A 12,289-nucleotide genomic window follows, 5' to 3' on the forward strand; every position below is an offset into this window, starting at 1 on the left:
ACCGGCCGTGTGCCCAAGTCGGGAACGGCCGGTGGCGGCCCTCCTGTCAGACGACCTTCTCCTCGTGCAGGCGGGCGATCTCGACGTCGTCGAGACCGAGCACCTCGCGCAGGACCTCGTCCGTGTGCTCGCCGAGGACGGGCGGGGCGTGCCGGAAGGTGACGGGGCTGCCGGAGAACTTGGCGGGGTACCCGACGAGGACCAGCTCGTCTCCGTCGGTGTCGCGGGCGCGGAACAGCATGTCGCGGTGCCACAGCTGGTCGTTGCGGGCCGCAGTCGCCACGTCGGCGACTCGCGAGCACGGGATTCCGACCTTCTCGAAGACCAGCTCGACGTCCAGGCCGGTACGGGTGCTTGTCCACTCGGTGACGATCCGCTCGATCTCCTCGACGTTCGCCATCCGCGCCGGCGTCGAGGAGAACCGCTCGTCCGTCACGAGCTCCGGGCGCCCGAGGATCTCCGAGCAGAACCTGCTCCAGAAGACGGCCGTGCCCGCGTGCAGGTAGACGAAGCCGTCGAGGACGCGGAAGGCGTTGGCGGGAGCATTGAACTCGTCGCGGTTGCCCGAGTGCCGCGCCTCGTCGCCGAACATCAGGTTCGCCGGCAGCGAGGTCCCCAGCGCGGCCACCAGCGAGTCGAGGACGGCGATGTCGACGACCTGGCCCTGCCCGGTGCGCTCGCGGTGGAACAACGCGGCCAGGGCGGCCGAGGTCGCCTGCGTGGCGGCCAGGGTGTCGGCCGGGAACATCTTGGTCAGTCGCGGCGTGCCGTCGGGGCCCGCGTTCATGTCCATCAGCCCGGACATGGCCTGGGCGATGCAGTCGAACAGGACGCGGTCGCGGTACGGGCCGTCCTGGCCGTACCCGGAGATCGACACCACGACCAGACGCGGGTTGAGGGTCTCGAGCGTCTGGGTGTCCAGGCCCATCTTGTCGAGGGTGCCGGGGCGGAAGTTCTCGACCAGGACGTCGGCCCACGAGACCAGACGCGCGAGCAGCTCGCGGCCCTCCGGGGCCCGCGCGTCGAGGGTGATAGCGCGCTTGTTGCGGTTGTAGAGCATGGTGTAGAGCGCCTTACCGCGGACGGCGGGGGAGTTGGCCCGTGCGTCCTCTCCGCGCAGGCCCTCGACCTTGACGACGTCGGCACCGAGGTCACCCAGGTTCTGGGCGCACAGGGGCCCGGCGATGAACCGCGACAGGTCCAGCACCCGGATCCCGTTCAACGCGCCCTTCGCCTCGGGATCCCAGCGGACCTCCGGACGCTCTGCACCGACCTCGTCGATCACGACATCTCCTCGTCGAGTTCTGCCCATGTGGATACACATGGGTCTGTGTGGCACTCGCACAGGAGTGTAGCGGGTACGGCCTGCGCAGCGACGCGTGCGGCGATCGACGCTGAGTGCAACATGGGGCGAGGCTTGGGGGCCGTTGCATCGCACTACCTGTGTGTGATTGTGTGGACTCGCACTTCTGACGTCGCCGTCCTTCCGGAGAGGATCCCCCGTGAAGTCGAAGCTGGTGGACCTGCCCACCGCGGCCGCGCTGATCCCGAGCGGTTCCTCGCTCTCGATCGGCGGTAGCATCATCCGGCGCTCGCCCGTGGCCTTGGTCCGCGAGCTGATCCGCACCGGGAAGGGCGGGTTCACGGTGCTGGCGTACCCGGCGGGTTTCACGACCGACCTGCTCGCCGGCGCCGGCGCCGTCGACCGGGTCGAGGCGGTCTACGAGGGGCTGTTCCAATTCGGGTTCGCCCACAACTTCCGGCGTGGCGTGGAGCAGGGGCGGATCGACATCCGCGACTTCTCGGAGGTCGCCATGGCGGCCCGGTTCCGGGCGGCGGCGAGCGGGGTCCCGTTCCTGCCCACCGATGCCATGCTGGGCACCGGTATGGCGGCGCACAACCCCGAGCAGGTCAAGGAGATCACCTGCCCGTTCACCGGGCGCCTCCTGCACGCGGTCGAACCCGCGCTGAGCGACTTCACCCTGCTGCACGGGTACACCGCCGACGAGTACGGGAACGTCCAGTTCCCGGTCGCCCGCGACGCTGACGACCTCGACCCGGTGATGGCGAAGGCGGCTCAGCGTCTGATCGTGACCGTCGAGAAGATCGTGCCGCACAGCGAGATCACCAAGAACCCCAACCTGACCTACATCCCGCACACCTGGGTCGAGGCGGTCGTCGAGGTCCCGTTCGGTGCGCACCCGCTCAGCTGCGACGGCTACTACGACGAGGACGAGACCCACATGCGCGAGTACCAGGAGCTGATGCAGCACGACCGGTTCGCCGAGTACTCGGAGCGTTACGTCTCCGGTGTCGCCGACCACGCCGCCTACCTGTCCGCCGCTCTGACGCCGGCCCGCGTCTTCGAGCTCTCCGTCCGGTGAGGACCGACACGATGACGACCGACGACAACGTGGAGCACGGCACCGGGTACTCGGTGAACGAGCTGATGGTGGTCGCCGCCGCGCGCGAGCTGCAGGACGGCGACCTGATCTTCATCGGCGTGGGTACGGCAGGCCGGGCGTTCACCCTCGCCTGCGGGATCCCCATCGCCGCAGCGCGCCTGGCCCAGGAGACGCACGCGCCGCATCTGTCGATCTACTGGAACAACCTGCTGAGCCCCGACCTGAGGCAGATCCCGGAGCAGCTGACGCAGCACAACCTCACGGTGTGGCCGACGTCGGCGCAGCTGCACAACTGCAGCGACAAGAACGACATGCTGTCCCGGGGGATGTTCGACGTCTCGTTCGACTCGGCGCCGCAGGTCGACCGTTTCGGCAACCTCAACATCACCGCGATCGGCGACTACCGCAATCCCAAGGTCCGCCTGATCGGGTGCCTCGCCCAGACCGACCACTTCGCCTATGTCCGAAGGCCTCTCATCCTCACGGACCTGAAGCGCCGCACCTTCGTGGAGAAGGTCGACTTCGTCACCAGCGTCGGGCACCTCGACGGCGGCACCACGCGGACCGACGCGGGCCTGCGTCCCGGAGGGCCGAGCCGGGTGATCACCGACAAGGCGATCTTCGGCTTCCACGAGGAGACCAAGGAGATGCAGGTGCTCAGCGTGCACGCCACGTCCACGATGGACGAGGTCCTCGCGGAGATGACCTTCTCGCCGCGCGTGGACGACGAGGTGCCGACGACGGTGCCGCCGACCGCGGAGGAGCTGCGCCTCATCCGCGACGTGATCGACCCCCGTCGGATCCTGCTGACGCACTGACCCGGCAGGATCGAGGCGACCTGTCAGGCCAGGTGGACTGTCAGGCCGGCCGCGCGAACCTTCCTGATCTCGTCTGCGTCTGCGTTGCGGCCGGTGACCAGGACGTCGATCTCGTCGACCTCCGCGCACGTCGTCAGGTGCTGCGACCCGATCTTGGACGAGTCGGCGAGCACGACGACGCGGCGGGCCGCGGCGACCATCGCCCGCTTCACCTGCCCGTCCACCTGGTCCGATGTGGTCGCGCCGCGTTCGGCGGAGAAGCCGGAGCACCCCAGGAACACGATGTCCGCCCGGATGTTCTCCAGTGCTCGGACGGTCCAGGAGCCGCCCTCGGACCAGGTGCGCGGGCTGACCTCACCGCCGAGGGTGTGCACGACACCGGACGGTCGCTCGAGCAGGGTCGTGGCCACCGTCAGGGAGGGCGTGACCACCGTGGTGGCCCGGTCGAGCGGATACACCTCGGCGAGTGCCTTCGCCGTGGTACCTCCGTCGAGGAGTACGAGGGCCGCCACGGGCACCAGTGCCGCAGCGGCCTCGGCGATGAGGGCCTTCTCCGACGTCATGAGCGACGCGCGCTGCTTGACGTCGGGCACGAGTCCGCGGTGGGTCTCCAGCACCGCGCCACCGTGGACACGACGCAGGCTGCCGGCCCGCTCGAGGCTGATCAGGTCGCGACGGATCGTCTCGGTCGACAGGTCGAACTCCGCGGCGAGGGCGGCGACCGTGATGCTCCCGTCGGCCCGGAGCCGGTCGAGGATGCGCGCGCGTCGCTCGACGGAGAACGTGCCGGTATCCGTGGTGCCGGTGTGCTTGGCCACAAGTGCCCCCTGGTGCGCTCGGCCTGTGCGTCAGTCTGCAAACGCATGCTACTGCACGTCGTGAGGCGCTTGACGATGTCAGCACCCAGCTGTTCCGCGCCGCCGGCGCTCCCGACGCCGAGCCGGAGCGGAGCACGGTTGGCGTTGTCGCACAAAGGAGTCCAGCCGCGAAGAGCCAGTGTTGTGGTAACGTTTGGATTCCAACACAACCACAAGTCCTGTCGCTGTGTTGGATCGGACCCGACCGCCCGAGGAGCCTTCCGCCCATGACGCCGGACGACGCACCGACGCGCACGCGCGCGCCGGAGCCGCTCTACATGCTCGCCTTCGACCACCGTCAGGTCCTGCGCGACCTCTACCCGAGCGCGACGACCGAGGACCTGGTGCACGCCAAGCACACCGTGCTGGACGCCCTGGGCGTGCTGTCGGGGGAGGTGCCCGCGCGCTCGCTGGCGTTCCTGGTCGACGAGGAGTACGGCGGCTCGGCCGCCCAGCGGGCGCGGCGGCAGGGGTTGTACGTGGCCATGCCGATCGAGGCCAGCCGGACACCTTCCCTGCAGTTCCAGTACCCGGACGACTACGAGGAGCGGTTCGCCCGTGACGACCCGCAGTCGGTGAAGGTCCTGGTCTTCCACAACCCCGACGACGCCGAGGACCGGCAGCAAGCGCAGTTCGAGCTGTTGCGCCGAGCAGGTGACCTCGCGCGCGCCCAGGGCCGCGACTACCTGCTCGAGGTGCTGGTCACCCCGACCGCCGAGCAGCTGCGTGAGTGCGGGGACGACAGGGGCGTCTTCCGCACCCGGCTGTTCCCTGCTCTGCTCGTCGAGTCGATCGCGCAGATGCAGCAGGCGGGCATCGAGCCGGACCTGTGGAAGGTCGAGGGCCTGGCGACGGTCGACGACACGGCTGCGGTCGCAGAACAAGCCATGAGCGGTGACCGCGGGCACGTGCGCTGCATCGTCCTCGGCAGCGGTGAGTCGCCCGCCACCGTGCACCAGTGGCTGGCGAACGCTTCTGCGGTTCCCGGGTTCTCGGGCTTCGCCATCGGGCGCACTGTATGGCACAGGCCCCTCGCGGGTCTGCTCGAGGGCACTCTGACCAAGGAGGCCGCAGTCGAGGAGATGGCTCGCTCCTTCGCCGAGCTGGTCGCGGCCTTCGGTCGGGAGCCGACGGCGGTGAGGGCAGGCCGCAGCGCGTGACCACGCTCATGGGAGTGGATCTCGGCACCTCCTCCTTCAAGGCATGCGCCTTCGGGGTGGACGGTCGCCCGATCGGTTGCGTGCGTCGTCCCACCCCGTGGAGCCGGTCGAGCGGCAACGGGGAGCTGGACCCGGGCGCCTTCGGGCAGGCGGTGCGGAGCCTGGTGGACGAGTGCGCGGCAGAGCACGGCGCCGGACAGGTCGTCGGCGTCGGGGTCACAGGGATGGCCGAGACCGTGTTCGTGCGGACGCATTCGGCGCAGGTGCTGCCGGCCCGGGCGTGGAACGAGCGCGACCACGACGCCGCCGCCGAGCCGGACGCGTCGGCCTTCGCCCGGACCGGACTGATCGACCTGTCCCGGGCCACGGCCGTCCGTCTGCGTCGCCTGCGGGACACCGGGGTAGCGATCGCCGGTTGGAGCGGGCTGCCCGAACAGGCCGTGCAGCTGCTCGGAGGGGAGCGGGTGCAGGAGCGCTCACTCGCCTCACGTACGGGCCTCGTCGACGTCGTCCGCGGCGGCTGGGACGAGGAGCTGGTCGCGTGGGCCGGCGTCGAGGACGCGCTACCCCACGAGGTCGTCGCAGCCGGGACCGCAGCCGGCGTGGTCAGGGAGGGCGTCGCCGCTGGCGCGACCTTGACCGTGGCCGGACACGACCACGTCGTCGCCGCGATCGGCGCGGGTGCCTACGGCGCGGCCGACGTGTTCGACTCGATCGGGACAGGAGAGGCAGTGCTGACCCAGATCGCCCGTCATGGTGCGGATCTCGACGTGTCAACCGTCTCCCGACTCAGGTCGCTGGCGATCAACGTCGGCCTCGGCCTCGACGTCGACGACCGCATCGCGCTTGCCGGACTCGGTACGGGCAACCGCTTCAACGTCCTGCTGGACGCGCTGGAGGAGGCAGGTTTCGCCCGCCCCGACGTCGTGGCCGCCGAGGGAGCACCCTCCGCGACCGAGCAGGAGCACGTGCTCGTCGGTCTCCCGACGGCGCTCGGCGCGGTCGTCTCACGTCTCTTCGGACCCGACTGGCAGGAGCTGCGCCGGACGGGCGAGGTCGGTGCGGCCGTCGCCGCCGCCGTCACCGACCTGGCTGCGGCACGGGCGGTGTGGTGGGCTGCGGTCGTGCACGCCAGCCGCAACGCTCGCGCTGCCCTGAACGCCCTGACCGCACCGGACGGCGCGCACCCGCGCCTGGTGGCGGCAGGTGGGTGGCTGCGCAACGCAGGTCTCGTCGCCGTCCGCGCACGCGAGCTCGGCCACTTCCACGTCCCGGATGTCGACGAGTGCGGAGCCCGCGGCGCCGCCCTGCTGGCCGGTCTCGCCGCGGGGGTGTACTCCTCACGCCAGGACCTCCCTCCCATCGCCGAACCCAGGAGCACACGATGACGATCACCGGCCGCACCCGCGTGTACGCCCACATCGGCCACCCGATGGGTCACGTCCGCGCCCCCGAGGTCTTCAACCGGCTGCTCGGCGAGCGCGGGGTCGACGTCGTCGTCGTCCCGGTCGACGTCGCGCCCGACGACCTGCCGTCGATGGCGCCGGCGTTCCGGGCATGGCGCAGCCTGGCCGGTGTGGGGGTGACGATCCCGCACAAGGAGACGATGACCGCCATCGTCGACGAGCTGACCCCGATGGCGCGGCTGTGCGGGGCGACGAACGTGATCCGCCGCGACCCCGACGGGCGCCTGGTCGGCGGCCAGTTCGACGGGCTCGGGCTCACCCAGAGCCTGCTCGACGCCGGGCACGTGCTGGACGGAGCGCGCGTGCTGCTCGCGGGCGCCGGAGGCACCGCGCGGGCCGTCGCCTTCGCCCTCGCCGACAGCGGCGTGGGCCGGCTCGAGCTGACCAACCGCACGACCAGCAAGGCGGCCGCGATCGCCGACGAGGTGCGCACGGCCTACCCGGACTGCGACGCGGTGCTGCGCGAGGGCGCGGTCGAGTTCGACCTGGTCGTCAACTGCACCAGCCTGGGTATGGGTGCCGACGACGCGTTGCCGGTCGACCCCGTCGTGCTCCGCGAGGGGGTCGTCGTGGCCGACGCCGTGATGGCGCCGCCGGAGACCGCGCTGCTGCGGGCCGCTGCCGAGCGCGGGTGCCTGACGCACCCCGGCCTGCTGATGCTGCACGCCCAGTTCGACCGCACGCTGGACTTCCTGGGGGTCGACGCCCGATGAGCGCCGACCGCGACGGGGTCCCGACCTACGACGAGCTCCTGGCGACCGGGACGCCTCCGGGGACGTCGTGGGGCGTCTTCGACAACGACCTCGGCACGCTGAACTTCCTCACCCCGCACGCGGTCGCGCGCGCCGCGAGCGGGGTGCGGCGTGGTGCCGTGTTCTCGCTGAACCTGCCGGTGACCGAGCCGGGGCCGCCGATCCTGGGGCGGCGCGCACCCGCCCACCACCGGGTCGCGCTCGACGGCGGCGGGTACGACGACTACTACGACTCCTTCTACCCCCAGGCATCCAGCCAGTGGGACGCGCTGTGCCACGTCGAGCACCCGCAGCACGGCTTCTACAACGGCCACGACGTCGCCGCCGTCACCGACCCCGACGCCCCGGCGCTGGGCATCGAGCAGTGGGCCGCGCGGGGCATCGCCGCGCGCTTCGTGCTGGCCGACGTGGCAGGCCACCTCGCGGCCGCCGGGACGCCGCTCGACCCGTCGACGTCGTTCTCGATCACCACCCACCTGCTCGACGAGGTGCTCGGCGCGCAGGAGGTCGAGGTCCTGCCCGGCGACGTCCTGCTGGTGAACACAGGCTGGCTGGCCTGGTACCGGGCACTGCCGGTGCAGGAGCGGGAACGGCTCGGCGGCGCGGGGCTGTTCCCCGCCCCGGGGCTGGACGCCGCGGAAGACACTGCCCGGTGGCTGTGGGACCACCGGGTCGCCGCAGTCGCCTCCGACTGCCCGGCGCTCGAGTCGATGCCGTTCGACAAGTCGCACGACGACGGCTTCCTCCACCTGCGCCTCATCCCCAAGCTCGGGTTCGCGGTCGGCGAGCTGTTCGACCTCGAGCAGCTCGCGCGCGACTGCGCCGAGGACGGCCGCTTCGACGGGATGTTCTGCGCGGCACCGCTGCACACGCCGGGCGGTGCCGGCTCGCCGGCGAACGCGTTGGCCCTGAAGTGACCCCGACGGACAACAGGAGGACCTGCTGATGCGAGCGGTGCAGCTGGTGGCGGCCGACCAGCTTCACGTGGCCGACGTGCCTGAGCCGACGCCGCGCGAGGACGAGGTGGTCCTCGACGTGGCCGGGTGCGGTGTGTGCGGCACCGACCTGCACACCGTCTCCGGGGGGAACCCGCTGGTGAGATTCCCCGCGACCCCGGGGCACGAGTTCGGCGGCACGGTGGTCGCGCTCGGCGCCGGCGTCAGGTGGCTGGCTGTCGGCGACCGCGTCGTGGTCGATCCCTCGCGTTCCTGCGAACACTGCGAGCACTGCCTCGGCGGGCGGCCGAACCTGTGCCCGGACAAGGGCGGTCACGGATCGCGGTTCCCCGGCGGCTTCGCCGAGCAGGTCGCGGTGCGCGCCACGTCATGCGTCCGGGTGCCCACGTCGATGCCGTGGGAGGTGGCGCTGCTCGCCGAACCGCTGGCGTGCGTGCTGCACGGTGTGGACCGCCTCGGCGCTGCGATCGGGACCGACGCGGTGGTGTGGGGTGCCGGGCCGATCGGTCTGCTGACGGCGGTCGTTCTGCGGCACAAAGGAACCGACGTGCACGTGGTCGAACGCTCCGAGGCCCGACGCGAGGTCGCGGCCGGACTCGGCCTACCCGTCGTGGCAGACGCCGCCGCCCTGCCCGGGTCGGACGCAGCCGTCGTCGTCGACGCGACCGGCGTTCCCGCGGCGATGGAGCAAGGCTTCGATCGGCTGCGACGTGGTGGCACGCTGCTGATGATGGGGGTGGCCGCGCCAGGGTCGACCGTCTCCCTCGACCCGCACCGGATCAACTGGCACGAGCTGACCATCCTCGGGTCGATGGCGGTGCAGAGCTCGTTCGAGCGGGCGGTACGCCTGCTCGGCCGGATCGGCGACCAGGTGCGGCCCTTGGTGACGCACGACGTTCCGCTCGAGTCCTTCCCGGAGGCTCTCGACCTGATTCGCTCGCAGGGCGCCCTGAAGGTGCTCGTGCGCCCGAACCGCTCCCGCTAGCACCCACCCCCCACCTCAGCCGGAGGAACGATGACGACCACGCACCGCATCACCCACCTCGTCGGGGGCGAGTGGACCGACGACGATCCCGTCGACGAGCGGGTCAACCCCGCGGACCCCGCCGACACCGTCGCCATCGTCGCCGCGGCCGACCCGGCCCTGGTCGACCGGGCTGTCCGATCCGCGGCGGCGGCGCAACGGTCCTGGGCGTCGATGACCGGGCCGGCGCGCGGCACCGTCCTCTCCGACGCCGCGCACCTGCTCCGCGGCCGAGTCGACGAGATCGCGCGCGACCTCACCCGCGAGGAGGGCAAGACCCTTGCCGAGGCCACCGGTGAGGTACGTCGCGCGGCCGACGTCCTGGCGTTCTTCGGCGCGGAGTGCTGGCGCGCGGACGGGTCGACCCTGCCGTCCGGCGTCCCGGACACCCAGGTGTGGACGAGGCGGGAGGCGCTCGGCGTCGTCGGCCTGATCACCCCGTGGAACTTCCCCATCGCCATCCCGGCGTGGAAGCTCGCGCCGGCGCTGGCGGTCGGCAACGCCGTCGTGATGAAGCCCGCTCAGCTGACGACGGTCTCGACGATGCACCTGGCCAACGCGCTGGTCGAGGCGGGGCTGCCGCCCGGCGTGCTGACGCTGATCCACGGCAAGGGCTCCGTCGTCGGCGAGGCGATCGTCCAGCACGAGCTGGTGCGGGCCGTGTCGTTCACCGGGTCGAACGCCGTGGGTCGGCGGATCGAGGGCCTGGCGGCCGCGCGAGGCGTGCGCGTGCAGCTGGAGATGGGCGGCAAGAACCCGGTGGTGGTGCTGGACGACGCCGACCCGGGACGCGCTGCCGACATCATCGCCGCCGGCGCCTTCGGGCTCACGGGGCAGGCCTGCACCGCGACCAGCCGGGTGATCTGCACGCCCGGGATCCACGACGCCGTCGCCGAGGCGCTGGTCGAGCGCGCCCGTGACTACGCCCCTGGCAACGGACTGACCGACGGCGTGCGGATGGGCCCGGTGGTGAGCCAGGCGCAGGTCGCGACCGACGCGGAGTACGTCGAGGTGGCCGTCGACGAGGGCGCGACCGTCCTCACCGGAGGCGGACGCGACGGTCTGCTGTTCGAACCGACCGTGCTCTGCGACGTCGCGCCCGACCACCGCGTCGCGCGCGAGGAAGTGTTCGGCCCGGTGGTGGGTCTGCTGCGCGCCCGCGACGAGGACCACGCCATCGAGCTCGCCAACGACACCGAGTTCGGGCTGTGCGCCAGCCTGGTGACGCAGCGGCTCTCCTCGATCGCCAAGTTCGTGGACCGGATCCAGGTCGGGGTGGTCAAGGTGAACCGGCCTTCCAGCGGAGTCGACCTCAACGTCCCCTTCGGTGGCGTCAAGGGCTCGTCGAACAACGCGTACCGGGAGCAGGGCAGCCAGGCCCTCGACTTCTACAGCTGGACCAAGGCCGTGTACCTGGGTGCCGAGTAGGTTGGGGACCGGTCGGGCGCCGCAGGCACCCGACCGGACCCCTGCCACGCCGGGCGTCGTGCGAGGGGGCCTGCTCCCGTTCGTCGCCCTGATCGCGGTAGGGGCCTGCCTGCGGACGCCAGTGGCCTCGTTGGCGCCAATCGCTGACGAGCTCGGCGACGCGCTGCGGATGAGCGCACTCGACTACAGCGTGCTCAGCACCGTCCCCGTGTTGTGTTTCGCGCTCGCGGGGTTCCTCACCCCCGGGCTGGTACGGAGGCGGGGTGTCGTCGTCCCCACGCTGGCGGCTCTGGTGGCCATGCTGGTGGGCACTGCCGGACGCGCCGCTGTATCGTCGTTCGAGCCCTTCCTGGCACTGAGTCTGACGATCTACCTGGGCATCGGCGTCGGCAACGTGATGGTCGCGCCCCTGGTGAAGCGCTACTTCCCGCACCGGGTGCAGTCGGTCACGATGGTGTGCTTCGTCGTGATGTCGATGAGCACGTTCGTCCCGCCGCTGCTGTCGGCGCCGCTGGCGGACCTCGGGACGTGGCGGTTGTCGGTGTCGGCCTGGGCGGTCCTCGTAGCCCTCGCCCTTGTGCCCGTGATCTGGTTGCGTTTCCGGTCCCAGGGTCGTGAGCCGCGGTCCGTCGCGCCGAAGCCACGCCGGACCCGCCGCGCGGGCGTTCTCCTGAGCGGGCGCGCGTGGGCCCTGGCGATGTTGTACGGCGTCACCACGTTCAACGTGTACGCCTTCTTCGCCTGGCTGCCGCAGATCCTCACCGGCACCTTCGGGTGGTCGGTGAGCCAGGCCTCGCTGCTGCTCGGGCTCTACTCGGCGCTCGGACTGCCACTCGCTGTACTCGTCCCCGCCCTCGCCACACGCATGCGCCGCCCGGCCCTGCTGGCTGTGGTCGCGGGCGCACTCACCAGCGTCGGCAACGCCGCTCTCGTCATCGGACCGACCACAACGGCTTGGATCTGGGTGTGGGTCTGCGTCGCAGGTGCGTGCCAGCTGCTCTTCCCGCTCGGGATCACCCTGCTCGTCACGATGAGCGCCGACGAGCACGAGGCGGCGTCGCTGGGTGGGTTCGCGCAGGGCACGGGATACCTTCTCGGCGCTGCCGGCCCAATGACGGCGGGCATGCTCTTCGACGCATCCGGCGCATGGAGCTGGACGCTCGTGATGCTGTGCTCGTCGGGCTCGGTGGCCGCGGCCGCCGGCATCGCGCTCGTGGTGATGTCCTCACGTCGTGCCGAGATCAGTCGCCCACCTGCGTCGATCGCACCACCTGTTCCGTGAGACGAACGCTCTTGATCGGGTAGGCGGACGGTCAGGGCAGGCGGGAGGCGAGGAGCTGGGCGAGGGTGGTGGACGGTGCGTCGGCGAGGTCGGCGACCTGGGTGCGGCAGGAGAAGCCGTCGGCGAGCAGGACGGTGCCGG

General features: G+C 71.3%; 11 protein-coding genes. 9 read left to right on the forward strand and 2 right to left on the reverse strand.

What is annotated here, in order from left to right:
• Positions 1-46 precede the first annotated feature (46 nt).
• Positions 47-1,285: a CaiB/BaiF CoA transferase family protein gene (locus ACYVKY_RS06500; RefSeq protein WP_460434155.1), complete on the reverse strand. Its 1,239-nt coding sequence runs from the start codon at positions 1,283-1,285 to the stop codon at positions 47-49.
• Positions 1,286-1,502: 217 nt separating this feature from the next.
• On the opposite strand from ACYVKY_RS06500, the gene ACYVKY_RS06505 reads away from it, so the two are divergent.
• Together ACYVKY_RS06505 and ACYVKY_RS06510 are read left to right on the forward strand one after the other, a co-directional pair.
• A complete protein-coding gene (locus ACYVKY_RS06505) occupies positions 1,503-2,384 on the forward strand; it encodes a CoA transferase subunit A (RefSeq protein WP_460434156.1) in 882 nt (293 codons plus the stop codon).
• 11 nt (positions 2,385-2,395) lie between these two features.
• Positions 2,396-3,223, forward strand: a complete 828-nt coding sequence (locus ACYVKY_RS06510; protein WP_460434157.1) for a CoA-transferase subunit beta — start codon at positions 2,396-2,398, stop codon at positions 3,221-3,223.
• 23 nt (positions 3,224-3,246) lie between these two features.
• Here ACYVKY_RS06510 and ACYVKY_RS06515 read toward each other — a convergent pair whose 3' ends face one another.
• Entirely contained in the window at positions 3,247-4,041 is a 795-nt protein-coding gene (locus tag ACYVKY_RS06515; RefSeq protein WP_460434158.1) for a DeoR/GlpR family DNA-binding transcription regulator, read from the reverse strand.
• A 266-nt stretch (positions 4,042-4,307) separates the two neighbouring features.
• On the opposite strand from ACYVKY_RS06515, the gene ACYVKY_RS06520 reads away from it, so the two are divergent.
• Genes ACYVKY_RS06520 through ACYVKY_RS06550 form a run of 7 tightly spaced genes read left to right on the forward strand, consistent with a single transcriptional unit; the run spans position 4,308 to position 12,148 of the window.
• Complete coding sequence (locus ACYVKY_RS06520; protein ID WP_460434159.1) at positions 4,308-5,240, forward strand: 2-deoxy-5-keto-D-gluconate 6-phosphate aldolase domain-containing protein; 933 nt, start codon at positions 4,308-4,310, stop codon at positions 5,238-5,240.
• A gap of 8 nt (positions 5,241-5,248) precedes the next feature.
• Positions 5,249-6,628, forward strand: coding sequence for an FGGY family carbohydrate kinase (locus ACYVKY_RS06525; protein WP_460434171.1), 1,380 nt, complete (start codon positions 5,249-5,251; stop codon positions 6,626-6,628).
• Positions 6,625-7,419, forward strand: coding sequence for a shikimate dehydrogenase family protein (locus ACYVKY_RS06530; protein ID WP_460434160.1), 795 nt, complete (start codon positions 6,625-6,627; stop codon positions 7,417-7,419). Before ACYVKY_RS06525 ends, ACYVKY_RS06530 begins: the two co-directional genes overlap by 4 nt.
• A complete protein-coding gene (locus ACYVKY_RS06535; RefSeq protein WP_460434161.1) occupies positions 7,416-8,375 on the forward strand; it encodes a cyclase family protein in 960 nt (319 codons plus the stop codon). Before ACYVKY_RS06530 ends, ACYVKY_RS06535 begins: the two co-directional genes overlap by 4 nt.
• A gap of 46 nt (positions 8,376-8,421) precedes the next feature.
• A complete protein-coding gene (locus ACYVKY_RS06540; protein ID WP_460434162.1) occupies positions 8,422-9,399 on the forward strand; it encodes an alcohol dehydrogenase catalytic domain-containing protein in 978 nt (325 codons plus the stop codon).
• 30 nt (positions 9,400-9,429) lie between these two features.
• Positions 9,430-10,866 (forward strand): aldehyde dehydrogenase family protein, encoded by a 1,437-nt coding sequence (locus tag ACYVKY_RS06545; RefSeq protein ID WP_460434163.1) that lies wholly within the window; start codon positions 9,430-9,432, stop codon positions 10,864-10,866.
• Between the two features lie 58 nt (positions 10,867-10,924).
• A complete protein-coding gene (locus ACYVKY_RS06550; RefSeq protein WP_460434164.1) occupies positions 10,925-12,148 on the forward strand; it encodes an MFS transporter in 1,224 nt (407 codons plus the stop codon).
• Positions 12,149-12,289 lie beyond the last annotated feature (141 nt).

The organism is Angustibacter speluncae (genome assembly GCF_054777815.1).